Below are 23,882 nucleotides of genomic sequence, written 5' to 3'. Positions count from 1 at the left end.
AGCAATGCTCCGCGTGCTCACTGCCGGCGAATCGCACGGCCCCGAACTGATCGCCGTCATGGAAGGCCTTCCCTCGGGTGTCCCCGTGCTGGCCGAGAACATCCAGGCGGATCTCCAGCGCCGAAAGCTCGGCTACGGCCGCGGCTCGCGCATGAAGTTCGAGCAGGACGAGCTCACCATCTCCGGCGGTGTGCGCCACGGCCTCACCCTCGGCAGCCCGATCGCCCTGCGCATCGGCAACACCGAGTGGCCCAAGTGGACCGAGGTCATGAGCGCCGCGCCCTCCGAGCTGACCGAGAAGTCGCGCGGCCGCGGCGCAGCCCTCACGCGTCCCCGCCCGGGCCACGCCGACCTCGTCGGCATGCAGAAGTACGACTTCGACGAGGCCCGCCCGATCCTCGAGCGCGCGAGCGCCCGTGAGACCGCGGCCCGCGTCGCCCTCGGCGCGGTCGCCCGTGCCTTCCTCGGCGAGCTGGGCATCCGGCTCGTCAGCCACACCCTCTCGATCGGGCCGGTCCGCGTGCCGGACGGCGCGCCTCTGCCGACGCCGGACGACGTGGACGCCCTCGATGCCGATCCGCTGCGCTGCTTCCATGCCGAGACCTCGGCGCAGATGGTGGCCGAGGTCGACGACACCCGCAAGAGCGGCGACACCGTCGGCGGCATCGTCGAGGTGCTGGCCTACGGGCTGCCCCCGGGGCTCGGCTCGCACGTCCACTACGACCGCCGCCTCGACGGGAAGCTGGCTCAGGCGCTGATGAGCATCCAGGCCATCAAGGGCGTCGAGGTCGGCGACGGCTTCGAGACCACGCGCCGTCGCGGCTCCGTCGCCCACGACGAGCTGTTCGCCACCGGCGAGGGCATCGCGCGCGGGACCGACCGCGCGGGCGGCATCGAGGGCGGCATGTCCACCGGCACCGTGCTGCGCGTCCGCGCGGGTATGAAGCCGATCGCGACCGTCCCCAACTCGCTCCGCACCGTCGACGTCTCCACGGGCGAGACCGCCGGCGCGCACCACCAGCGCTCCGACGTGTGCGCCGTCCCCGCCGCGGGTGTCGTGGCCGAGGCGATGGTCGCCGTCACGCTGGCCGAGGTGGTGCTCGAGAAGTTCGGCGGCGACTCGATCCGCGAGACGCGCCGCAACCTGGAGAGCTACCTCGAGGGCATCGCCGAGAGCCTGCGGACGACGGCGCAGCCGGTCGACCTGCATGACGTCGCCCTCTGAGCCGGCCGCCGCGCGCGCGGTGGTGCTCGTCGGCCCCATGGGGGCCGGCAAATCGAGCATCGGCCGCCGCCTCGCCAAGGCGCTCGGGGTGCCGTTCCGCGACACCGACAGCGTGATCGTGGCCGAGCACGGGCCGATCACCGAGATCTTCGCGGCCCACGGCGAGCAGCACTTCCGCGAGCTCGAGCACGATGCGGTCCTCGCCTCCGTCGCGCAGGGCGGTGTGGTCGCCCTGGGCGGCGGTGCGCCGATGCACAGCGGCACCCGCGCGGCGCTCGGCGCCCACCACGTGGTGCTGCTCACGGTCGACGCGCAGATCGTGGCGGGGCGGATCCGCAATCAGAAGCGCCCGCTGCTGAACACGGAGGAGGATCCCGTGGACGCGTGGATCCGCATCCGCGACGCCCGCGAGCCGATCTACCGCGAGATCGCGGATGCCGCCTTCGACACCTCCCACGGGCCCCTCTCGGACGTCGTGACGGCGGTGGCCGAGTGGGTGCGGGACATCGATCCGGCGTACGCGCGCACGGCGCCGACGCACACCGAGGACATCGCGGGCGAAGACCTGGACGACGAGAAGGAGAGCGACGATGAGCGCTGAGCAGACCACGGGAGATACCGTCATCCACGTCGCGGGCACACCCGGGTACGACATCACCGTCGGCCACGGCATCGTGGGCCGGGTGGGCGCCGCGCTGCCCGCGGGCGCCCGCAAGGTGCTGATCATCCACCCGCCGACCCTCTCGGCGCAGGCCTCCATGCTCCGCGAGACCCTGATGGCAGACGGCTCGCGCGAGGTGCTGCTCGCCGAGGTGCCGGATGCCGAGGCGGGCAAGCGCATCGAGGTGGCCGCCTTCTGCTGGCAGATCCTCGGACAGGCGGACTTCACCCGCACCGACGCGATCGTCGGCTTCGGCGGCGGGGCGGTCACCGACCTCGCCGGCTTCGTCGCGGCCAGCTGGCTGCGCGGGGTCGAGATCGTCCAGGTCCCTACCACGGTGCTCGGGATGGTCGATGCGGCCGTCGGCGGCAAGACCGGCGTGAACACCGCCGAGGGCAAGAACCTCGTGGGAGCCTTCTGGGCGCCGCGCGCGGTGATCTGCGACCTCGACCTGCTCGTCACCCTGCCGGAGAACGAGATCCTTGCCGGCTACGCCGAGGTGGTGAAGGCGGGCTTCATCTACTACCCGGAGATCCTCGACATCGTCGAGGCCGACCCGGTGCGCGCCGTCGACGTCACCACGGCCGAGTTCCGCCGCACCATCGAGCTCGCCATCCAGATGAAGGCGAACGTCGTGGGCGAGGACTTCCGCGAGGCGGGCCTGCGCGAGATCCTCAACTACGGGCACACCCTCGCGCACGCGATCGAGCACGCCGAGCGCTACCGCTGGCGTCACGGCGCGGCGGTCTCGGTGGGCATGGTCTACGCCGCCGAGCTGTCTCGCCTCGCGGGGCGCCTGTCGGACGCGGCGGTCGACCGTCACCGCCGGGTGCTCGAGCTGCTCGGCCTGCCGACGAGCTACCGCGCGGGCGCCTGGCAGACCCTGCTGGCCACGATGCAGCGCGACAAGAAGTCGCGGGGCGGCATGCTCCGGTTCATCCTGCTCGACGACATCGCCAAGCCGACGGTCTTCCAGGCCCCCGATGAGTCGCTGCTCTTCGCCGCCTATCAGGAGATCGGCGCCGAGGATCAGGGGCGCATCATCTCGACCGGCCGCGACGGACGCTGACGCGCCGCGGCGGCGGGCGGCCGCTCTCTGGGGAGAGCCTCGGGGCGAGGCGGTAGGATCGGCTCTCGGCCGTCAGGGCCACGCACTTGCGCGCGATCCGCGCGACTCAATCGAACGAATGGAATCCCACATGGCATCCACCGCAGACATCAAGAACGGCGTCGTGCTCAGCATCGACTCCCAGCTCTGGAACGTGGTGGAGTTCCAGCACGTCAAGCCGGGCAAGGGCGGCGCGTTCGTGCGCACCAAGCTGAAGAACGTCGTCTCGGGCAAGGTCGTCGACCGCACCTTCAACGCCGGCGCCAAGGTGGACATCCAGAACGTCGACCGTCGTGACTACTCGTACCTGTACAACGACGGCGAGAACTTCGTCTTCATGGACCAGAAGGACTACGACCAGGTCACCGTCCCGGCCGCCACGGTCGGCGACGCCGCGAACTTCCTCCTCGAGAACCAGGAGGTCACCATCGCGCTGCACGACGGCACGCCGCTGTACGTCGACCTCCCCGCCTCGGTGATCCTCGAGATCACGTACACGGAGCCGGGTCTGCAGGGCGACCGCTCGTCGGCCGGCACCAAGCCCGCCACCGTCGAGACCGGCGCCGAGATCCAGGTGCCGCTGTTCGTCGAGCAGGGGACGCGCGTCAAGGTCGACACCCGCACCGGCGAGTACCTCGGCCGCGAGAAGTGAGCGCGTGAGCGCCCGCACCAAGGCGCGCAAGCGCGCCCTCGACATCCTGTTCTCGGCCGACGTCCGCGGCGACGACCTCGCTGTCGCGCTGGCGGCCGAGGCCAAGCGCGCGTCGTCCGAGCCCGCCCGCCAGGCCTCCTGGCTGTACGCGCGCGAGATCGTCGACGGCGTGATCGATGCCGCCTCCGAGATCGACGAGCAGATCTCCACCCACAGCCGCGACTGGAAGATCGACCGGATGCCCGCCGTCGACCGGGCGCTGCTGCGCATCGCGACGTGGGAGATCCTCTACAACGACGCGGTCCCGACCGCGGTGGCCATCGACGAGGCCGTCGAGCTCGCCAAGGAGTTCTCGACCGACGACTCCGGCGCGTTCGTCCACGGCGTGCTCGCGCGGATCTCGCGCTCCAGCTGACACCGTCCGCCTCGAACGGACCGGATCCTCAGGATCCGGTCCGTTCGGCGTTGTGCGGCCGGTATGCTGGAGGCACCTGCACCTTTAACACCGTCCTGTGAGGCGGAGAAGGGAGAGGCCCATGAGCACGCGCCCTGAGTTCCAGCGGACAGTGCTGCATGACGCCGACATCGCTCGAGCCCTGACTCGGATCGCTCACGAGATCCTCGAGTCCAACCGGGGCCCCGACGATCTGATCCTGCTCGGCATCCCCACACGCGGCGTCACGCTCGCGCACCGCCTCGCCGCGCTCATCGAGCGCTTCGCCGGTGCACCCGTGGCCGTGGGGGCGCTCGACGTGACGATGTACCGCGACGACCTGGCGAAGCACCCCACCCGCACGCCCCAGCCGACGCAGATCCCGGCCGGCGGCATCGACGGCAAGGTTGTCGTGCTCGTCGACGACGTGCTCTTCTCGGGCCGCAGCATCCGCGCCGCGCTCGACGCGCTGAACGACATCGGCCGACCCGCCGCCGTGCGCCTGGCGATCCTGGTCGACCGCGGACACCGCGAACTGCCGATCCGCCCGGACTTCGTGGGCAAGAACCTGCCCTCCGCGCGATCCGAGCGCGTCAACGTCCGCCTCTCCGAGGTGGACGGCGCGGCCGACGAGGTCTCGATCGAGTCGCCCGTCGCTTCCGCCGTCGCCGCATCCGACATCGCCGCATCGAACACCGGGGCACCGGAGACCGACGGGGGCGAGGCGCGATGAGGCACCTGCTCGACACGCGCACGCTGACGCGCGAGGACGCCATCCGGATCCTCGATGTCGCCGAGGACATGGCCGACACGCAGTCGCGCGAGGTCAAGAAGCTTCCGACGCTGCGCGGCAAGACGGTCGTGAACCTCTTCTTCGAGGACTCGACCCGCACCCGCATCTCGTTCGAGGCCGCGGCGAAGCGCCTCTCGGCCGATGTGATCAACTTCGCGGCCAAGGGGTCGAGCGTGTCGAAGGGCGAGAGCCTGCAGGACACCGCGCAGACGCTCCAGGCCATGGGCGCCGACGCCGTCGTCATCCGCCACAGCGCCTCCGGGGCTCCCCGGACGCTCGCGACCAGCGGATGGATCGAGGCCGGCGTCGTCAACGCGGGCGACGGCACGCACGAGCACCCCACCCAGGCGCTGCTCGACGCCTTCACGATGCGCAAGCGCCGGTACGGCGCCGACAGCCGCGGTCGCGACCTCGCCGGATTCCGCGTGGCCGTCGTCGGCGACATCCTGCACTCCCGCGTGGCGCGCTCCAACGTCTGGCTGCTGCACACCCTCGGCGCCGACGTCACGCTCGTGGCGCCGCCGACGCTGCTCCCGCAGGACATCTCGGCGTGGCCGGTGACGGTCCGCTACGACCTCGACAAGGCCATCGCCGAGGAGCCCGACGCCCTGATGATGCTGCGCATCCAGCTGGAGCGCATGAATGCGTCGTATTTCCCTTCTGAGCGGGAGTATTCGCGGCGATGGGGGCTCGACGCCCGTCGCCTCGCCGGCCTGCCGGACGGTACCATTGTTATGCACCCCGGGCCCATGAATCGCGGCCTGGAGATCTGCGCGGAGGCCGCGGATTCGCCCCGCTCGACGGTGCTCGAGCAGGTCAAGGCGGGCGTCTCCGTTCGGATGGCGGTCCTGTATCTGCTGCTGACCGGCCAGAACACTGCAACCACGGAGGAGGAGCGATGAGCGAGACGTTCCTCATCACCGGAGCTGCCATCGAGGGCGGCGACCGCGCCGACCTGATCGTCGAGGACGGGCGGATCGCGGAGGTCGGCACCGGCCTCAGCCGCGCGGGCGCGACCCGGATCGACGCGGACGGCCTGATCGCGCTGCCCGGGCTCGTCGATCTGCACACCCACCTGCGCGAGCCGGGCTACGAGGCGAGCGAGACGATCCTGACCGGCACGCGCGCCGCCGCCGCGGGCGGCTTCACGGCCGTGTTCGCGATGCCCAACACCTCGCCCGTCGCCGACGTGGCGGGCGTGGTCGAGCAGGAGCTCGCCCTCGGCGAAGCCGCCGGGTACGCCACCGTGCAGCCCATCGGCGCGGTCACCGTCGGTCAGAAGGGCGAGCGGCTCGCCGAGCTCGGCGCGATGGCCGACTCCCGCGCGCGCGTCCGCGTCTTCTCGGACGACGGCTTCTGCGTCTTCGACCCGCTCATCATGCGCCGCGCCCTCGAGTACGTGAAGGCCTTCGAGGGCGTTGTGGCCCAGCACGCGCAGGACCCGCGCCTGACGGAGGGCGCCCAGATGAACGAGGGCGTCGTCTCGGCCGAGCTCGGGCTCGCCGGCTGGCCGGCCGTCGCCGAGGAGTCGATCATCGCCCGCGACGTGCTCCTCGCCGAGCACGTCGGCTCGCGCCTGCACGTCTGCCACCTCTCGACCGCCGGATCCGTCGACATCATCCGCTGGGCCAAGAAGCGCGGCATCGACGTCACGGCCGAGGTCACGCCCCATCACCTGCTCCTCACCGACGAGCTGGTGCGGGACTACGACCCCCGCTTCAAGGTCAACCCGCCGCTGCGCACCGCCGAGGACGTGCAGGCCGTGCGCGAGGGCCTGGCCGACGGCACCATCGACATCGTCGCCACCGACCACGCGCCGCACCCGGCCGAGGTCAAGGCGTGCGAGTGGCAGGCGGCCGCGAACGGCATGGTGGGGCTCGAGAGCGCCCTGCGGGTCGTGCACCAGTCGATGGTCGAGACCGGCCTGATCGGCTGGGCCGACGTCGCCCGGGTGATGTCGTCGACGCCGGCGCGCATCGGCCGTCTGGCGGGTCACGGCACGCCGCTGGAGGCCGGACAGCCCGCCGAGCTGGCGCTGTACGACCCCTCGATCGCCGGCACCTTCACGAAGGCCGACCTCCGAGGGCGCAGCGAGAACTCGCCCTACCTCGGGCGCGAGCTGCCGGGCCGGGTGCAGTGGACCATCCACCGCGGCTACGCGACCGTCGCCGACGGCATGCTCGTCGAGGAGGTGCGCGCATGAGCCAGGAGATCGCGGCCCTGCTGTTCGCCCTGCTGGCCGTCGCGGCCATCGGATCGATGGCGTGGGGATGGCGACGACGATCGCGACGCGACGCGGCCATCGTCGCGCCGGTCGGGGAGGCGCGCGGTGCGATCCTCGCCCGCTTCACCGGGCTCTACGTCGCGACCACGCGCCACGACGCGCCGCTCGACCGCCTGAACGTGACGCACCTCGCGTTCCGCTCCCGGGTCGCGGTCACCGTGACCGACGAGGGCGTGGCCCTCGACCTGCCCGGCGAGCCCACCCTGTTCCTCGCGTCCGACCGCCTCCGCGGCGCCGGCCGCGCGACCTGGACCATCGATCGCGTGGTCGAGAGCGACGGGCTCGTGCTGATCGCATGGGCCGCCGACGACCACACGATCTGCGACACCTACGTGCGTCTGCAGGACGCGGATCCGGACGCCCTCGTGGCCGCGATCCAGAACCTGCCGACGACCTCCGATTCCACCCAGATGGGAGCACAGCGATGACATCGCTCCTCGACCGCTCGTCCCTGCTCGACAGAGAGGGCGCGGTCCTCGTCCTCGAAGACGGCACACGCTACGTCGGCAGCGCCTTCGGCGCCGTCGGCACCACCCTCGGCGAGGTGGTCTTCACCACCGGCATGACCGGGTACCAGGAGACCCTGACCGACCCGTCCTACGCCGGCCAGATCGTGCTGCAGACGGCCCCGCACATCGGCAACACCGGTGTGAACACCGAGGACCCGGAGTCCCGACGCGTCTGGGTCGCCGGCTACATCGTGCGCGACCCCTCGCGCGTGGTGTCGAGCTGGCGCGCCGAGGAGTCGCTCGACGACGCCCTCGAGCGCGACGGCATCGTCGGCATCAGCGGCATCGACACGCGCGCCATCACGCGCCACATCCGCTCCGCGGGCAGCATGCGCGGCGGCGTGTTCTCGGGCGAGGCCGCGGCCATCGACCCCGACGAGCAGCTGCGCATCGTCACCGAGGCGCCGCAGATGGCGGGCCAGAACCTCTCGAGCCAGGTCTCGGTCGAGGTCGCCGCCGTGACCGACGCCGAGGGCGAGAAGATCGGCAACCTCGCGGTCATCGACCTCGGCATCAAGCAGGCGACGGTGAACAACCTCGCCCGCCGCGGCTTCGAGGTGCACGTGCTGCCCCAGTCGGTGACGAAGGAGCAGGTGCTCGCAATCGACCCGGTCGCGGTCTTCTACTCGAACGGCCCCGGCGATCCCGCGGCCTCCGAGGGCCACGTGCAGCTGCTGCGCGGCGTCCTCGACGAGGGCCTGCCGTTCTTCGGCATCTGCTTCGGCAACCAGCTGCTCGGGCGCGCCCTGGGTCTCGGCACCTACAAGCTGCCGTTCGGCCACCGCGGCATCAACCAGCCGGTCAAGGACAAGCTGACCGGTCGCGTCGAGATCACCGCCCACAACCACGGCTTCGCGGTCGACGCGCCCATCGAGGGCGAGTTCACCAGCCCCGCCGGCTACGGCCGGGTCGAGGTCAGCCACGTGGGCCTCAACGACGACGTCGTGGAGGGCCTGCGCGCCCTCGACATCCCCGCCTTCTCGGTGCAGTACCACCCGGAGGCCGCCGGCGGTCCCAACGACGCCAACTACCTCTTCGACCGCTTCAAGGACATGGTGGTCGACCACATCAGCAAGAAGGACGCGAATGCCTAAGCGCGACGACATCCAGTCCGTCCTCGTCATCGGATCGGGCCCGATCGTCATCGGTCAGGCGTGCGAGTTCGACTACTCCGGCACCCAGGCGTGCCGCGTGCTCCGCGAGGAGGGCGTCCGCGTCATCCTCGTGAACTCGAACCCGGCCACGATCATGACCGACCCCGACTTCGCCGACGCCACGTACATCGAGCCGATCACCCCCGAGGTCATCGAGTCGATCATCGCCAAGGAGAAGCCGGACGCGATCCTGCCGACCCTGGGCGGCCAGACCGCTCTGAACGCGGCGATGGCCCTGCACGAGCGCGGCATCCTCGAGAAGTACGACGTCGAGCTGATCGGCGCGAAGGTCGACGCCATCCGCAAGGGCGAGGATCGCCAGATCTTCAAGGAGCTCGTCATCGAGTCCGGTGCCGACGTCGCGCGCAGCGTGATCGCGCACACGATGGACGAGGTGCTCGCCGGCGCCGAGGAGCTCGGCTACCCGCTGGTCGTGCGTCCGTCCTTCACCATGGGCGGTCTCGGCTCGGGCTTCGCCTACGACGAGAACGACCTCCGCCGCATCGCCGGCCAGGGTCTGCGCGAGTCGACCACGACCGAGGTGCTCCTCGAGGAGTCGATCCTCGGCTGGAAGGAGTACGAGCTCGAGCTCATGCGCGACACGGCCGACAACACGGTCGTCGTCTGCTCGATCGAGAACGTCGACCCGGTCGGCGTCCACACGGGCGACTCGATCACGGTCGCCCCGGCGCTGACCCTCACCGACCGCGAGTACCAGAAGCTGCGCGACATCGGCATCGAGATCATCCGGGCCGTGGGAGTCGACACGGGCGGCTGCAACATCCAGTTCGCGGTGAACCCGGAGAACGGCCGGATCATCGTCATCGAGATGAACCCGCGCGTCTCGCGCTCCTCGGCGCTCGCGTCGAAGGCCACGGGGTTCCCGATCGCGAAGCTCGCCGCGAAGCTCGCCCTCGGCTACCGCCTCGACGAGGTCCCCAACGACATCACCAAGGTGACGCCCGCATCGTTCGAGCCCACGCTCGACTACGTCGTTGTGAAGGTGCCGCGCTTCGCATTCGAGAAGTTCCCGGCCGCCGACCCCACGCTCACGACCACCATGAAGTCGGTGGGCGAGGCCATGGCGATCGGCCGCAACTACGCCACGGCGCTGCAGAAGGCCCTGCGCTCGATCGAGAAGCGCGGCTCCAGCTTCCACTGGGGCGACGAGAGCCGCACCGTCGAGCAGCTGCTCGAGCAGTCGCGGATCCCGACCGACGGCCGTATCGTGCTCGTGCAGCAGGCGCTGCGCAAGGGCGCGACCATCGAGCAGGCGTTCGAGGCCACCGCGATCGACCCGTGGTTCCTGGATCAGATCGTCCTCATCAACGAGGTCGCCGAGATCGTGGCCGCTGCCGACGACCTGGACGAGCGTGTGGTGCGCCTCGCCAAGGAGCACGGCTTCTCGGACGCCCAGATCGCGCAGCTGCGCGGACAGGGCGAGACCGAGGTGCGCGCGATCCGTCACGAGCTGGGTCTGCGCCCGGTCTTCAAGACGGTCGACACCTGCGCCGGCGAGTTCCCGGCTGCCACGCCGTACCACTACTCGAGCTACGACTTCGAGTCCGAGGTCACGCCCTCTGACCGCAAGAAGATCGTCATCATCGGCTCGGGCCCGAACCGCATCGGTCAGGGCGTCGAGTTCGACTACTCGTGCGTGCACGCGTCCTTCGCGCTCTCGGCGGCGGGCTACGAGACCATCATGGTCAACTGCAACCCCGAGACCGTGTCGACCGACTACGACACCTCCGACCGTCTGTACTTCGAGCCGCTGACGCTCGAGGACGTGCTCGAGGTGCTCCACGCGGAGGCGCAGTCGGGCGAGATCTACGGCGTCGTCTGCCAGCTCGGCGGACAGACCCCCCTCGCCCTGGCGAAGGGCATCGAGCAGGCCGGCTACACGATCCTGGGCACCAGCCCGGCGGCGATCGACCTCGCAGAGGACCGCAAGCTGTTCGGCGAGATCCTCGACCGCGGCGGCCTCGTCGCGCCGCGCAACGGCACCGCGACCAACGAGGCCGAGGCCGTGCGCATCGCCGAGGAGATCGGGTACCCCGTGCTCGTCCGCCCGAGCTTCGTGCTCGGCGGCCGCGGCATGGAGATCGTCTACGACACCGCGAGCCTGCGCGACTACTTCGTCCGGATCGCGGAGCACGCGATCATCGGCGAGGATGCGCCGCTGCTCGTGGACCGCTTCCTGGACGACGCCGTCGAGATCGACGTCGACGCCCTCTACGACGGACACGAGCTCTACATCGGCGGCGTGATGGAGCACCTCGAGGAGGCCGGCATCCACTCCGGCGACTCGAGCTGCGCCCTGCCCCCGATGTCGCTCGGCCGCACCGAGATCGACCGGGTGCGCGAGGCGACCCTCGCCATCGCCCAGGGCGTGGGCGTGCGCGGTCTGCTGAACGTGCAGTTCGCGATCAGCGCCGGTGTCCTCTACGTCATCGAGGCGAACCCCCGTGCGAGCCGCACGGTGCCGTTCGTGTCGAAGGCGCTGGGCATCCCGCTCGCCAAGGCCGCCTCGCGCATCATGGCCGGCGAGACGATCGACGCGCTGAAGACCGAGGGCCTGCTGCCCGAGGTGGACGGATCCCGCGTCCCGCTCGACTCGCCCGTCTCCGTCAAGGAGGCCGTGCTGCCGTTCAAGCGGTTCCGCACCAAGGAGGGTCACATCGTCGACTCAGTCCTCGGTCCGGAGATGCGCTCGACCGGCGAGGTCATGGGCATCGACCGCGACTTCCCGACCGCCTTCGCGAAGAGCCAGGCGGCCGCCTACGGCGGCATCCCGCTCTCGGGCACGGTGTTCATCTCGGTCGCCGACTCCGACAAGCGCGACGTCCTGCTCCCGGCGCACCGCCTGCAGCAGCTCGGGTTCTCGATCCTGGCGACCGAGGGCACGGCCGAGATCCTGCTCCGCAACGGCATCCGCGCCGAGGTCGTCGGCAAGTACAGCGAGACGCAGTCGGGCGGCGGCGAGAACATCGTCGACCTCATCAACGCCGGTCGTGTCGACATCATCGTCAACACCCCGAGCGGCACGTCGGCCCGCGCCGACGGCTACGAGATCCGTGCGGCGGCGGTGGGCGGCGACAAGGCGCTGTTCACCACGATCGCGACGGTCGGAGCTGCGGTGAGCGCGATGGAGACCATGCACGACGGCTTCGAGGTGAAGAGCCTGCAGGAGTACGCCATCGAGCGCGAGCATCGCCTCGTCGCGGGGGCCGTGTGACGAACTCGTTCGGAGAGCGCGCCCGTGCCGCCATCGCGCGGCACGGGCACCTCTGCGTGGGCATCGACCCCCACGAGCCGCTTCTGGCGGCCTGGGGGCTGAGCATCGATGCGGCGGGCGCGCGCGAGTTCGGCCTGCGGGTCGTCGAGGCGGCGGCGGGCCGGGTGGGCTTCGTGAAGCCCCAGGTGTCGTTCTTCGAGCGGCACGGATCGGCCGGCCTCGCCGCGCTCGAGGACGTGCTCGCCGCCGCGCGCGCCGCGGACGTGCTCGCGATCGCCGACGCCAAGCGCGGCGACATCGGCTCGACGATGGACGCGTACGCGGCCGCCTGGCTGACGCCGGGCTCGGCACTCGAGGCGGACGCCCTCACGGTGAGCCCCTACCTGGGGGTCGGGGCTCTCTCGGGAACCTTCGACCTCGCCGGGGGTCACGGCAAGGGAGTGTTCGTCCTGGCCGCCACCAGCAACCCGGAGGCCACGAGCCTCCAGCGCGCGACCACCGCGGCGGGGGCGACGGTCTCGGCCGACGTCGTCGCGCAGGTGTCGGCGCGGAACGCCCAGGACGCCGCGGCGGGCGAATGGGGGAGCCTCGGCTTCGTCATCGGCGCGACCGTCGACTGGGACGAGGCGGGTCTTGCCCCGTTCACGCCGGCCGCCCCGATCCTCGCGCCGGGCTTCGGCTTCCAGGGCGCGAGCCCGCAGCAGCTCGTCGACGTCTACGGCGCCATGGCGCCGGCCGTCATCGCCAGCGAGAGCCGCAGCGTGCTGGCTGCGGGGCCCACGGGCATCGTCGACGCGATCACCGCGGCCGCTGCCGCGTATCCGCCCATCGAGGGGAGCACGGATGTCTGACGCCACCGAGACCGGATCCCGATCCGCTCAGCGACCGCCCGAGGTCGATCGCGCGGCCGCGTCCCGGCGCGCCGTCGCGGCGCGCCGCGCCCGCGCGTCGCTCAAGCGCGACCTGAGCACCCGCGTCGTGACGCCGCAGGAGGTGCTGCGCCGCGCTGCGGCCGATCCGGCGTCGCCTGCGGGCACGCTGCGCGTGCCGGACTTCCTCACCGCGCTGCCGGCCATCGGCGAGGGGAAGCGGGATCGGATCCTGGCCGAGCTCGGCATCTCGCCCGTCAAGCGCCTCGGCGGTCTCGGCAGCCGTCAGCGCGCGGCGCTCGAGGCATGGCTCGACTCGCGCTCGCCCGAGCCCGTGCCTCGCCCGGGCCGCAGTCGCCTGCTGGTGCTCGCCGGCCCGACGGCGGTCGGCAAGGGCACGGTGTCGGCGAGGATCCGCGAGGACAATCCCGACATCCTCGTCTCGGTGTCGGCCACAACACGCGCGCCGCGTCCGGGCGAGATCGACGGTGTCCACTACTTCTTCGTGGACGACGCCGAGTTCGACCGGATGATCGCCGAGGACGAGCTTCTCGAGCACGCGGTGGTGCACAACAAGCACCGCTACGGCACCCCGCGCGGCCCGATCGAGGAGGCCCTGGACAAGGGGCGCACCGTGCTGCTCGAGATCGATCTGCAGGGCGCGCGGCAGGTGCGCGCGGCGGATCCGCGGGCCTCGCTGGTGTTCCTGCTGCCTCCGAGCTGGGACGAGCTCGTCCAGCGTCTGGTCGGCCGTGGGACCGAGGACGAGGAGGAGCGCGCGCGCCGTCTGCGCACCGCCCGCGTCGAGCTGGCGGCCCAGAGCGAGTTCGACTTCCACATCGTGAACGAGGACGTCGCCACCGCCGCGCAGCAGGTCGTAGACTTGGCTCAGGCTTCCGAGCGCTGATCTGTCGCGCTCTGCTCACATTTCTCTCGCGACGAACCGTCGCCGAACCAGGAGGTTGCGCATGACCACGGAGAACAAGGGCATCATCGACCCGCCCATCGACGAGCTGCTGGGCAAGGTCGACTCGAAGTACCAGCTGGTCATCTACGGCGCCAAGCGCGCCCGTCAGATCAACGACTACTACACGGATCTCCACGAGGGGAACCTGTTCGACAACGTGGGCCCGCTGGTCGACTCGTCGGTCGAGGACAAGCCGCTGACCATCGCGCTGCACGAGATCCACCAGGACAAGCTGCGCCTGCGTCACGTCGAGTAATCGCGGGACACCTGTGTCGGTGGTCGCCGCCATAATGGCGGCGGCCACCTTTTCTTCTGCTCACCCCGACCTGCGCCCCCAGAGCTGCTCAGTTCGACTCTCCTAGGAGCACCCATGAGCCTTCGCCTGTTCACGTCCGAGTCCGTCACCGAGGGTCACCCCGACAAGATCTGCGACCAGATCTCGGACAGCATCCTCGACGGCCTGATCGCGAAGGATCCGGAGAGCCGGGTCGCGGTCGAGACCCTCGTCACCACGGGCCTCGTGCACGTCGCGGGCGAGATCCGCACGGACGCGTACGTCGAGATCCCCGCGATCGTCCGCGGGGTCATCAACCGCATCGGCTACACGTCGAGCGACATGGGCTTCGACGGCGACTCCTGCGGCGTGAGCGTGTCGATCGGCGAGCAGTCGGGCGATATCGCCGCCGGAGTCGACAAGGCGCTCGAGACGCGCGACGGCTCCTCGGACGCGTACGAGCAGCTCGGTGCGGGCGACCAGGGCATCATGTTCGGCTTCGCCGCGAACGAGACCGCGCAGCTCATGCCGATGGCCGCGTGGACGGCGCATCGCCTCGCCGAGCGCCTCACCGAGGTGCGGCGCAACGGCGAGATGCCGTTCCTGCGCCCCGACGGCAAGACGCAGGTGACCCTCGGCTACGACGGCTTCACGCCGAAGACGGTCGACGCCGTGGTCGTCTCGACGCAGCACCACCCGAAGCTGACGCAGGAGGAGATCCGCGACGAGATCGAGGCGCGCGTCATCCGCCCGGTGCTCGAGCAGACGGGCCTCGATTTCGACGCGCCCAAGCTCTACATCAATCCGGCCGGTCCGTTCGTCACGGGCGGCCCCAAGGGCGATGCGGGCCTCACGGGACGCAAGATCATCATCGACACCTACGGCGGCGCGGCGCGCCACGGCGGTGGCGCATTCAGCGGCAAGGATCCCTCCAAGGTCGACCGCTCGGCCGCCTACGCCATGCGCTGGGTCGCGAAGAACGCGGTCGCCGCGGGTCTCGCCGACCGTCTCGAGGTGCAGATCGCCTACGCGATCGGGAAGGCCAACCCCGTCGGCCTCTACGTCGAGTCCTTCGGCACGGGCGCCGTGTCGGACGACGCCATCATCGCGGCGATCACCTCGGTGTTCGACCTGCGCCCCGCGGCGATCATCGAGCAGCTCGACCTGAAGCGCCCGATCTACGCTCAGACGGCCGCGTACGGCCACTTCGGTCGCGAGCTGCCCGAGTTCACCTGGGAGCAGACCAACCGCGTCGACGAGCTGCGTCGCGCCGCCGGTCTCTGACCGAGCCGGCCGCAGCGGGACCGCGGATGGAGACGGGCGAGTCGCGCCGCATCGCGCGCGTGCTGATCGATTCTCCGCTGCCGCAGCTCGACCGCCTGTTCGACTACGCCATCCCCGCGGCACTCGACGCGGAGGCCGTGCCGGGGGTCCGCGTCAAGGCGCCGCTGCGCACGGCGGGCCGGGTGGTCGACGGCTACATCGTGGAGGTCGCCGACGAGGCGGACGGCGACCGCCCGCTGTCCGAGCTCGACGCGGTGGTGTCGGCCGCCGAGGTCCTGCCGCAGCGGCTCTACACGCTCGCCCGGCGCACCGCCGACCGGGCGGCGGGCTCGGCGATCGACATCCTCCGCCTGGCCATCCCCAAGCGTCAGGTGCGCGTCGAGAAGCAGTGGCTCGCGGGGGAGAGGCAGCAGGCGCCGGTGGTGTCGGGCGAGAGCCTCCTGGCCGCCCACGCCGTCCTGGACGCCTTCCCGGGCCTCGCGGAGCGGCTCGCGGGAGGCGGGCGCGTCGCCCTCGACGCTCCCGCTCGTCTCGAGGGCGCGCGTCCGGCCTGGACCGCGGTGTTCGCCGCCGCGGCGACGGCCACGCTCGCCGGCGGTCGCTCCGCGGTGCTCGCGGTGCCGGACTACCGCGACCTCGACCTGCTCCATGCCGCGCTGCTGGATACCCTGCCGGATGATGCCGTGGTGCGCCTCGACGCCCAGCGCACGGGGCCCGAGCGCTGCCGGGCGTTCCTGCGGACCCTCGAGGACGCCCCGGCGGTCGTGATCGGCAACCGCTCGGCGGTGTACTCGCCGGTGGCCGATCCCGGTCTCATCGCCATCTGGGACGACGGCGATCCGCTCTTCGAGGAGCCGCTGGCGCCCTATGTGCACGCGCGCGACGCCGCGCTCGTGCGCCAGGAGCTGGCCGATCCCGTGACCGGCTCGAAGCCGGCGCTGCTGCTGGCGGGGCACACGCGCACATCCGATGTCGAGCGCCTGGTCGCGATCGGGTGGGTGGAGGACGTCCCCGCCGCCCGCCGATACGCGCCGAAGGTGGTGCTGAGCGCCACGAACGAGAGCGAGACCCCGGGGACGCGGATCCCCTCGGCCGCGTTCCGGGCGGTGCGCGACGCCCTCGCGGAGGGGCCGGTGCTCGTGCAGGTCTCGCGCCCGGGGTACGCGCCGACCCTCGTGTGCGCCGACTGCCGCACGCCGGCGCGCTGCGCACATTGCGGCGGCCCGCTCCATGCCAAGGGCCGCGGAGCCGTGCCCGTCTGCACGTGGTGCGGTCGCGCGGCCAATGCCTGGGCCTGCGCGCAGTGCTCGTCGGTGCGCGTGCGGCTCGCGTCCTCGGGCAGCGAGCGCACGGCGGACGACCTCGGGCGCGCCTTCGCCGGCGCCCGGGTGATCGTGGCCGACGGCACGCACCAGGTCATCGCCGTCGACGCCCGCCCCGCCCTGGTCGTCGCGACCCGCGGCGCCGAGCCGATCGCCGAGGGCGGCTACCGGGCGGTGCTGCTGCTGGACGGCGACCGCATGCTGCAGGCGCCGGACCTCCGCATCGGCGAATCCTGCCTGCGCTGGTGGTCCAACGCGGCCGCCCTCGCCGCGACGGATGCCCCCGTCCACCTCGCCGGCGTGGACGGCGCGGTGGCCCGCGCCCTCGCGACGTGGACGCAGGCCGCATACGCCCGCGCCGAGCTGCAGGACCGCGCACCGCTGCGGATGCCGCCGACGGCGCGTGTGGCCCGGGTGGAGGGCGACGCTCCCGCGGTCGACCGCGCGCTGGCGACGCTGCGCGCCGATGTCCCCGAGCTCACCCCGGACGCCGTGCTGGGCCCGGTGCCGATCGACCGCCAGGGCTGGCCGGGTGCCCGCGCCCTGGTGCGCTTCGACTACGCGCGAGGTGCCGCGGTCGCCGCGAGCCTTCGGGCATCCGTCGTGACCGAGGCCGTGAACGCCCGCTCCGCGCGCCGCGGTCCGGCGAAGTCCCGGGCGCCGCGGAATATACTCACGACCAGGCTCGACATCGTCGAGCCGGAGTTGTGAAAAGCCCCGGATCCGCGCGCTGCGCGCTGCCGCGTGGCCGTAGGACAGGAGATCTGTGACCGCTCTGACATCCGGATTGCGGATCGTGTTCGCCGGCACCCCGCGGGTCGCCGTGCCGTCGCTGCGTGCGCTGCATGCCGCGGGCTTCGACATCGCCGCCGTCGTGACGCGACCCGACGCGCCCCTGGGCCGCAAGCGGGTCCTGACGCCCTCGCCGGTGGCCGCCGCGGCCGAAGAGCTCGGCCTGCCGCTGATCAAGGCCTCGCGCCTGGACGCCGACGCCACCGCGCAGATCGAGGCGCTGGGCGCCGACCTCGCCGTGGTGGTCGCCTACGGCGGGCTGGTGCGCGAGCCGCTGCTGTCGCTGCCGCCCCACGGGTGGATCAACCTCCACTTCTCGCTGCTGCCGCGCTGGCGCGGTGCGGCTCCCGTCCAGCGCGCTCTGATGGCCGGCGACCGGGTGACGGGCGCCGCGGTGTTCCAGCTCGTCGCCGAGCTCGACGCGGGCGATGTGTTCGACGTGCTCGAGTACGAGGTGCCGCTCGAGGCGACCGCGGGCGACGTCCTCGACGCTCTCGCCGACAGCGGCGCCGGCCTGCTCGTCGACGTCGTGCGGGGGATCGCCGACGGCTCGGCCGTGGCGATGCCCCAGGAGGGCGAGGCGACTCACGCCGCGAAGCTCACCATCGACGACGGGCTGCTCGACTGGGCGGAGCCCGCCGAGCGCGTGCTCGATCGCTATCGCGGGGTCACCCCGGAGCCGGGGGCGCACACCCTGCTCGACGGCGCGCGGGTGAAGATCCTGGCCGCCCGCGCCGCGGAGGGCGCCGACGCGCTTCCTCCGGGGGCCGTCGCGCCGGCGAAGGGCGGATTCCTCGTCGGAACGGCGACGGATCCGATCCTCGTCGAGCGGGTGCAGCCGGCGGGCAAGCCGGCCATGGCCGCCGCCGACTGGCTGCGCGGCACGCACGGCGAGATCGTGTTCGACGCCGCCGGCGCCGACGCGGAGGGGGGAGAGGCGTGATGGTCGAGCATCGCGACGGCGGCCCGCGCCGTCAGGGCCGCGGGGGAGCCCGCCCGGACACCACCCCGCCTGGCGCGCGGCAGCGCGACTCCCGTCGGCCGGCCGCGAAGTCCTGGCGCCAGGTCCAGCCCGCTCGCCGCGTGGCGTACAACGTGCTGCGGGCCGTCCAGGACGCCGACGCATACGCGAACCTGCTTCTGCCGCGGGAGCTCGAGCGCGCGGGGCTCTCGGGCGGCGATGCGGCGCTCGCGACCGAGCTGACCTACGGCACCCTGCGACGCGTCGGCACGTACGACGCCGTCATCGCCCTCGCCGCCGACCGCGAGCCGTCGACCGTCGATCCCGCGGTCCTGGACGCGCTGAGGCTGGGCGTCCACCAGCTGATGGCGACCCGCGTCGCCTCGCACGCCGCCGTCAACGAGTCGGTCGAGCTGGCCCGGGAGGCGTCCGGATCCGGTGCGGCCGGGTTCGCCAACGCCGTCCTGCGCCGGATCGCCCGCGACAACCCGGGCGACTGGCTCACGCGCGTGGCCGACACGGCCCGCTCGGACGACGAGCGGATCGGCCTCGAGTCCTCCCACCCGGTGTGGATCGTCCGGGCCCTGCGCCGGGCGCTGATGGCGGAGGGGCGCGGCGAGGAGCTCGATGACCTCCTCGACGCCGACAACGTCTCGCCGCGCGTCACCATGGCGGCCCTGCCGGGGCTCGCCGAGCCAGACGGAACGCGCACGTCGTACTCTCCTGTCGGGTTCCGCCTGCGCGCGGGCGACCCCGAGCCGCTTGTGCGCGCCTCGGGCGGCACCGTGCGGGTGCAGGACGAGGGCTCCCAGCTCGCCGCGCTGGCGCTCACGCGCCTCGCGCCGGTGGCCGAGGGGGAGCGGTGGCTCGACCTGTGCGCCGGCCCCGGCGGCAAGACCGCACTGCTCGCCGCCGACGCGCTCGCGCACGGCGCGACTCTCGAGGCCAACGAGCTGGTGCCCGCCCGTGCGGGTCTCGTGCGCAAGGCGATCGCACCGGTGCCGCTGGAGGTCGAGGTGCACGAGCGCGACGGGCGCGAGCTCGCCGACGAGCGCCCCGGCACCTACGACCGCATCCTCGTCGACGCCCCCTGCACGGGCCTCGGCGCCCTGAGGCGCCGCCCCGAGGCGCGCTGGCGCAAGCAGCCCTCGGACGTGGCCGAGCTCGCCACGGTCCAGGCGGGGCTGCTCCGCTCGGCCGTGGGCGCCCTGAAGCCGGGCGGGACCGTGGCCTATGTCACGTGCTCGCCCCACCTGGCCGAGACCTCCGCCATCGTGAGGCAGATCGTCGAGGAGCTCGGCAACGAGGTCGAGGAGCTCGACGCCCGCGCGGTGCTCCGCCGTGTCTCCCGGGGAGCCATCGATCTCCCCGCGCCCGAGTCCGGCACCGGTCACGCGCAGCTGTGGCCCCATCGCCACGGCACCGACGCCATGTTCATCGCGCTGCTGCGCCGCACCCGCTGACCCGAACCGGAGATCCAGAGCATGCCCCTCCCGGACGCCCCCCGCATCAACCCGAGCATCCTCGCCGCCGATTTCGTCAACATGCAGGCCGAGCTGGCGCGCATCGCGAGCGCCGACTTCGTGCACGTGGACGTTATGGACAACCACTTCGTGCCGAACCTCACCTTCGGCCCGCAGATGGTCGAGCGCATCCAGGCCACGAGCCCGGTGCCCCTCGACGTCCACCTGATGATCTCGGACCCGGATCGCTGGGCCCCGGGGTACGCAGAGCTCGGTGCCGCCTCGGTGACGTTCCATCTCGAGGCCGCGGCCGACGCGATCGCGCTCGCGCGACGCCTGCGCGGGATCGGGTCGCGCGCGGGCGTCGCGGTCAAGCCCGGCACCGACGTCGACGGGCTGTTCGAACACCTCCACGAGTTCGACCAGATCCTCGTGATGACCGTCGAGCCGGGCTTCGGAGGACAGGGCTTTATGCCCGAGACCATGCCGAAGCTGCGTCGTCTCGCCGACGAGTCCCGCCGCCGCGGCGCCGACGTCTGGCTGCAGGTCGACGGCGGGATCGGCGCCGACACCATCGCGCAGGCTGCCGAGGCAGGCGCCGACACCTTCGTCGCGGGATCGGCCGTGTTCGGTGCGTCCGACATCGACGAGGCGATCCGGGGCCTGCGCCAGACGGCCGCCGCCCACCGTCACTGAGGTCACCGCGCGGGCGGTAACCTGGAGGGGTGAAGACTTTCGACGACCTGTTCGCCGAACTGAGCGAGAAGGCTCAGACGCGACCGGAGGGATCCGGCACCGTCGCCCAGCTGGACGCTGGTGTGCATGCCATCGGCAAGAAGATCGTCGAGGAGGCTGCGGAGGTCTGGATGGCCGCGGAGTACCAGTCGGACGACGAGGCGGCCGAGGAGATCTCGCAGCTGCTCTACCACCTTCAGGTCATGATGATCGCGAAGGGCCTGACGCCGGCCGACGTGTACCGACATCTGTGAGCTCCGCTCCGGACCCGTCGACCCCACACTGAAAGCCACCATGCTCCGCATCGCCGTCCCGAACAAGGGATCCCTCTCCGAGACCGCCGCCGAGATGCTCGCGGAGGCCGGGTACGCCGGCCGCCGCGACTCGAAGCAGCTCCACCTCATCGACGCCGCCAACGACGTCGAGTTCTTCTTCCTGCGTCCGCGCGACATCGCCACCTACGTGGCGCTCGGCGCGCTCGATGTGGGCATCACCGGCCGCGACCTGCTGCTCGACGTGCGGATGCCCGCGCGCGAGATCGAGACGCTCGGCTTCGCCCGGTCGACCTTCCGCTTCGCCGCGGTCCCCGGCCGGTTCGAGGGTGTCGCCGACCTCGAGGGCATCCGGATCGCCACGTCCTACCCGGGCCTGGTCGACTCGTTCCTCGACAGCCACGGCGTGGCAGCCGACCTCGTGCCGCTGGACGGTGCGGTCGAGTCGGCCATCGACCTCGGCGTCGCCGACGCGATCGCCGACGTCGTCGAGACCGGCACAACGCTGCGGCAGGCGGGTCTCGACGTGTTCGGCCCCGTCATCCTCGAGTCCGAGGCCGTGCTGATCCAGGGACCGAACGAGCACGCCGGGGTCGAGACGCTGCTGCGTCGCCTGCGCGGCGTGATGGTCGCCCGCCAGTACGTGATGCTCGACTACGACCTCCCGGCCTCCCTGGTCGACCGCGCCGTCGAGATCGCGTCGGGCATCGAGTCTCCGACCGTGTCGCCGCTGCGCGACCCCGAGTGGGTCGCCGTGCGCGTGATGGTGCCGCGCAAGGGCGTCAACAAGGTCATGGACGAGCTGTACGTGCTCGGGGCCCGCGCGATCCTCGTCACCGCGATCCACAACGCGAGGCTCTGACCATGAGCGTCGCGACCCGCGTCATCCCGTGTCTCGACGTCGCCGCCGGCAAGGTCGTCAAGGGCGTCAACTTCGAGAACCTCCGCGAGATGGGGGATCCCGTCGAGCTCGCCCGCGAGTACTTCGCGCAGGGCGCCGATGAGCTCACCTTCCTCGACGTCACCGCGACCGTCGACCAGCGGGCGACGATGTACGACGTCGTCCGCCGCACCGCCGAGCAGGTCTTCATCCCGCTCACCGTGGGCGGCGGCGTCCGCACCGCGGACGATGTGGCCCGCCTGCAGGGTGTGGGGGCCGACAAGGTGGGCGTGAACTCGGCCGCCATCGCCCGCCCGGTGCTCCTCGATGAGATCGCCGACCGCTTCGGCGCCCAGGCGCTGGTGCTCTCGCTCGACGTGAAGCGCTCGGCCCGCACCGCCTCCGGCTTCGTCGTCACCACGCACGGAGGCCGCACCGAGACCGACCTCGACGCGCTCGCGTGGGCGCGCGAGGCGATCGAGCGCGGGGCGGGCGAGCTGCTGGTCAACTCGATCGACGCCGACGGGACGAAGCAGGGCTTCGACCTCGAGCTGATCGGCCTCATGCGCGAGCTCTCCTCGGTGCCGGTCATCGCCTCGGGCGGGGCCGGGGCCGCCGAGCACTTCGCACCGGCCGTGCAGGCCGGTGCCGATGCCGTGCTCGCCGCGAGCGTCTTCCACTCGGGTCAGCTGACCATCGACGACGTCAAGGGCGCCCTGCGCGCAGAAGGGATCGTGACGCGGTGACCCAGGACGACGACCTCGATCAGCGGATCGCGGCGATCACCTTCAACGCGGACGGTCTCGTCCCCGCGATCGTGCAGCAGTGGGACACCAACGAGGTCCTGATGCTCGCCTGGCTGAACGACGAGGCGCTCCGGCGCACCCTCACGACCGGCCGCGTGACGTACTGGTCGCGGTCGCGACAGGAGTACTGGCGCAAGGGCGACACGTCCGGGCACATCCAGCGGGTCGTCGAGGCCCGCCTGGACTGCGACGGCGACGTGATCCTGCTGAAGGTCGACCAGATCGGCGCCGCCTGCCACACGGGCGACCGCACCTGCTTCGACTCCCACGATCTGCACGCGGTGCCCGCCGACCTGAGCATGGACGGCGATCCCGCGTGAGCGCGCGCCTGCGCTCGCTCACCGTCGTCGCGCTGATCGCGGCCGGTGGGCTGGGGCTCATCGGATCCACGCAGACCTGGGTCGTCGCGTCCCTCGCGGACGGCGACCTGCCCGTCACCGGATCCGCCGCGGTTCCGGTGCTGCAGCCGCTGATGCTGACCGCCCTCGCGCTCGGCCTGGTGCTCACCCTCGTCGGCAAGGTGCTGCGATACGTCCTCGGGGCCCTGGCCGTCGCCCTCGGCATCGGCGTGGCCGCGCTGGTGACGCCGATCGCCATCGCGCCGCCGGTCTCGGCCGTGGCGCCGGCGGTGACCGAGCGCACCGGCATCACCGGGTCGGAGGGCATCGCGGCGCTCGTCCTCGGCACCTCCTCCACCCCCTGGCCGGTGATCACGATCGTCGTCGCGCTGCTGATCGCGGCGGCCGGCGTCGCGGTGCTCCTCACCGCCCACCGCTGGACCCGCGGCGGTCGCCGCTACGCGACCGACACCCGGGCGACGCGGGACGCCGCCGCCCCCCTCGACGCGGTCGACTCCTGGGACGACCTGTCCCGCGGCGATGACCCCACGGATCCGGCATCGCGATAATCGGGCCCGTCCCGCGTGCCCGATAGACTCGTCCTGACCCACGTAACAAAGGAGACATCCGACATGAGCACCCAGACCGGCGACCCCGGCCACGGACACTCGCCCGCCGCCTGGACGGCCGTGATCATCATGCTGGTCGCGATCACCCTCGGCACGGTCGCGCTGTTCCTCGACCAGTGGACGCTCTTCTACGTGGGCGTCGGCCTTCTTGTGCTCGGCCCCATCGTCGGCTGGATCCTGACCAAGGCCGGGTACGGCGTCAACGGCGCCAAGTCCGCTCCCAAGGCGCACTGACG

At 71.8% G+C, this 23,882-nt stretch carries 25 protein-coding genes; all 25 read left to right on the top strand.

What is annotated here, in order from left to right; all coding sequences use genetic code 11:
* Positions 1 to 4 precede the first annotated feature (4 nt).
* Positions 5 to 1,225, top strand: coding sequence for a chorismate synthase (gene aroC, locus ACOKGD_RS08055; protein ID WP_342334690.1), 1,221 nt, complete (start codon positions 5 to 7; stop codon positions 1,223 to 1,225).
* Positions 1,209 to 1,826 (top strand): shikimate kinase, encoded by a 618-nt coding sequence (locus tag ACOKGD_RS08050; RefSeq protein ID WP_342334691.1) that lies wholly within the window; start codon positions 1,209 to 1,211, stop codon positions 1,824 to 1,826. Before aroC ends, ACOKGD_RS08050 begins: the two co-directional genes overlap by 17 nt.
* Positions 1,816 to 2,955 (top strand): 3-dehydroquinate synthase, encoded by a 1,140-nt coding sequence (gene aroB, locus ACOKGD_RS08045; protein ID WP_342334692.1) that lies wholly within the window; start codon positions 1,816 to 1,818, stop codon positions 2,953 to 2,955. The genes ACOKGD_RS08050 and aroB overlap by 11 nt, the downstream gene beginning before the upstream one ends.
* A 130-nt stretch (positions 2,956 to 3,085) precedes the next feature.
* A complete protein-coding gene (gene efp / locus ACOKGD_RS08040; protein ID WP_342334693.1) occupies positions 3,086 to 3,646 on the top strand; it encodes an elongation factor P in 561 nt (186 codons plus the stop codon).
* A gap of 4 nt (positions 3,647 to 3,650) precedes the next feature.
* Positions 3,651 to 4,061: a transcription antitermination factor NusB gene (nusB, locus tag ACOKGD_RS08035; RefSeq protein ID WP_342334694.1), complete on the top strand. Its 411-nt coding sequence runs from the start codon at positions 3,651 to 3,653 to the stop codon at positions 4,059 to 4,061.
* Between the two features lie 121 nt (positions 4,062 to 4,182).
* On the top strand, positions 4,183 to 4,812 hold the full coding sequence (gene pyrR / locus ACOKGD_RS08030; protein ID WP_342334695.1) for a bifunctional pyr operon transcriptional regulator/uracil phosphoribosyltransferase PyrR: 630 nt from the start codon (positions 4,183 to 4,185) through the stop codon (positions 4,810 to 4,812).
* Complete coding sequence (locus ACOKGD_RS08025; protein ID WP_342334696.1) at positions 4,809 to 5,774, top strand: aspartate carbamoyltransferase catalytic subunit; 966 nt, start codon at positions 4,809 to 4,811, stop codon at positions 5,772 to 5,774. The genes pyrR and ACOKGD_RS08025 overlap by 4 nt, the downstream gene beginning before the upstream one ends.
* On the top strand, positions 5,771 to 7,075 hold the full coding sequence (locus tag ACOKGD_RS08020) for a dihydroorotase (RefSeq protein ID WP_342334697.1): 1,305 nt from the start codon (positions 5,771 to 5,773) through the stop codon (positions 7,073 to 7,075). The genes ACOKGD_RS08025 and ACOKGD_RS08020 overlap by 4 nt, the downstream gene beginning before the upstream one ends.
* On the top strand, positions 7,072 to 7,584 hold the full coding sequence (locus tag ACOKGD_RS08015; protein WP_342334698.1) for a PH-like domain-containing protein: 513 nt from the start codon (positions 7,072 to 7,074) through the stop codon (positions 7,582 to 7,584). The genes ACOKGD_RS08020 and ACOKGD_RS08015 overlap by 4 nt, the downstream gene beginning before the upstream one ends.
* Positions 7,581 to 8,759, top strand: coding sequence for a glutamine-hydrolyzing carbamoyl-phosphate synthase small subunit (gene carA, locus ACOKGD_RS08010; RefSeq protein WP_342334699.1), 1,179 nt, complete (start codon positions 7,581 to 7,583; stop codon positions 8,757 to 8,759). The genes ACOKGD_RS08015 and carA overlap by 4 nt, the downstream gene beginning before the upstream one ends.
* Entirely contained in the window at positions 8,752 to 12,054 is a 3,303-nt protein-coding gene (gene carB / locus ACOKGD_RS08005; RefSeq protein ID WP_342334700.1) for a carbamoyl-phosphate synthase large subunit, read from the top strand. Before carA ends, carB begins: the two co-directional genes overlap by 8 nt.
* Positions 12,051 to 12,905: an orotidine-5'-phosphate decarboxylase gene (pyrF, locus tag ACOKGD_RS08000; RefSeq protein ID WP_342334701.1), complete on the top strand. Its 855-nt coding sequence runs from the start codon at positions 12,051 to 12,053 to the stop codon at positions 12,903 to 12,905. Before carB ends, pyrF begins: the two co-directional genes overlap by 4 nt.
* Positions 12,898 to 13,830 carry a guanylate kinase gene (gene gmk / locus ACOKGD_RS07995; protein WP_342334702.1) on the top strand — a complete coding sequence of 311 codons (933 nt, stop codon included), beginning with the start codon at positions 12,898 to 12,900 and terminating at the stop codon, positions 13,828 to 13,830. Before pyrF ends, gmk begins: the two co-directional genes overlap by 8 nt.
* A gap of 61 nt (positions 13,831 to 13,891) precedes the next feature.
* Entirely contained in the window at positions 13,892 to 14,146 is a 255-nt protein-coding gene (rpoZ, locus tag ACOKGD_RS07990; protein WP_342334703.1) for a DNA-directed RNA polymerase subunit omega, read from the top strand.
* A 114-nt stretch (positions 14,147 to 14,260) separates the two neighbouring features.
* Complete coding sequence (gene metK, locus ACOKGD_RS07985; RefSeq protein WP_342334704.1) at positions 14,261 to 15,448, top strand: methionine adenosyltransferase; 1,188 nt, start codon at positions 14,261 to 14,263, stop codon at positions 15,446 to 15,448.
* Positions 15,449 to 15,474: 26 nt separating this feature from the next.
* Complete coding sequence (locus ACOKGD_RS07980) at positions 15,475 to 17,481, top strand: primosomal protein N' (RefSeq protein ID WP_342334705.1); 2,007 nt, start codon at positions 15,475 to 15,477, stop codon at positions 17,479 to 17,481.
* A gap of 76 nt (positions 17,482 to 17,557) precedes the next feature.
* The gene (gene fmt / locus ACOKGD_RS07975; protein WP_342335510.1) at positions 17,558 to 18,505 is read left to right on the top strand and encodes a methionyl-tRNA formyltransferase; all 948 of its coding nucleotides are present in this window, start codon (positions 17,558 to 17,560) and stop codon (positions 18,503 to 18,505) included.
* Positions 18,505 to 19,986: an RsmB/NOP family class I SAM-dependent RNA methyltransferase gene (locus tag ACOKGD_RS07970; RefSeq protein ID WP_342334706.1), complete on the top strand. Its 1,482-nt coding sequence runs from the start codon at positions 18,505 to 18,507 to the stop codon at positions 19,984 to 19,986. Before fmt ends, ACOKGD_RS07970 begins: the two co-directional genes overlap by 1 nt.
* A gap of 21 nt (positions 19,987 to 20,007) precedes the next feature.
* Positions 20,008 to 20,682 (top strand): ribulose-phosphate 3-epimerase, encoded by a 675-nt coding sequence (gene rpe, locus ACOKGD_RS07965; protein ID WP_342334707.1) that lies wholly within the window; start codon positions 20,008 to 20,010, stop codon positions 20,680 to 20,682.
* A 29-nt stretch (positions 20,683 to 20,711) separates the two neighbouring features.
* Positions 20,712 to 20,975, top strand: coding sequence for a phosphoribosyl-ATP diphosphatase (locus ACOKGD_RS07960; RefSeq protein ID WP_203138573.1), 264 nt, complete (start codon positions 20,712 to 20,714; stop codon positions 20,973 to 20,975).
* A gap of 40 nt (positions 20,976 to 21,015) precedes the next feature.
* Positions 21,016 to 21,855, top strand: coding sequence for an ATP phosphoribosyltransferase (gene hisG, locus ACOKGD_RS07955; RefSeq protein ID WP_342334708.1), 840 nt, complete (start codon positions 21,016 to 21,018; stop codon positions 21,853 to 21,855).
* Between the two features lie 2 nt (positions 21,856 to 21,857).
* Positions 21,858 to 22,619 (top strand): imidazole glycerol phosphate synthase subunit HisF, encoded by a 762-nt coding sequence (gene hisF / locus ACOKGD_RS07950; RefSeq protein WP_342334709.1) that lies wholly within the window; start codon positions 21,858 to 21,860, stop codon positions 22,617 to 22,619.
* Positions 22,616 to 22,999 (top strand): phosphoribosyl-AMP cyclohydrolase, encoded by a 384-nt coding sequence (gene hisI, locus ACOKGD_RS07945; protein ID WP_342334710.1) that lies wholly within the window; start codon positions 22,616 to 22,618, stop codon positions 22,997 to 22,999. The genes hisF and hisI overlap by 4 nt, the downstream gene beginning before the upstream one ends.
* The gene (locus ACOKGD_RS07940; protein ID WP_342334711.1) at positions 22,996 to 23,586 is read left to right on the top strand and encodes a Trp biosynthesis-associated membrane protein; all 591 of its coding nucleotides are present in this window, start codon (positions 22,996 to 22,998) and stop codon (positions 23,584 to 23,586) included. The genes hisI and ACOKGD_RS07940 overlap by 4 nt, the downstream gene beginning before the upstream one ends.
* Positions 23,587 to 23,649: 63 nt before the next feature.
* The gene (locus ACOKGD_RS07935; protein WP_342334712.1) at positions 23,650 to 23,880 is read left to right on the top strand and encodes an HGxxPAAW family protein; all 231 of its coding nucleotides are present in this window, start codon (positions 23,650 to 23,652) and stop codon (positions 23,878 to 23,880) included.
* The last annotated feature ends 2 nt before the right edge of the window (positions 23,881 to 23,882 follow it).

The organism is Microbacterium phosphatis (genome assembly GCF_049177115.1).
In the GTDB taxonomy this organism is placed as follows: Bacteria; Actinomycetota; Actinomycetes; order Actinomycetales; family Microbacteriaceae; genus Microbacterium; species Microbacterium phosphatis.
Note: the sequence above shows the minus strand (reverse complement) of the source record. Positions and strands in the feature narration are given on the sequence as shown.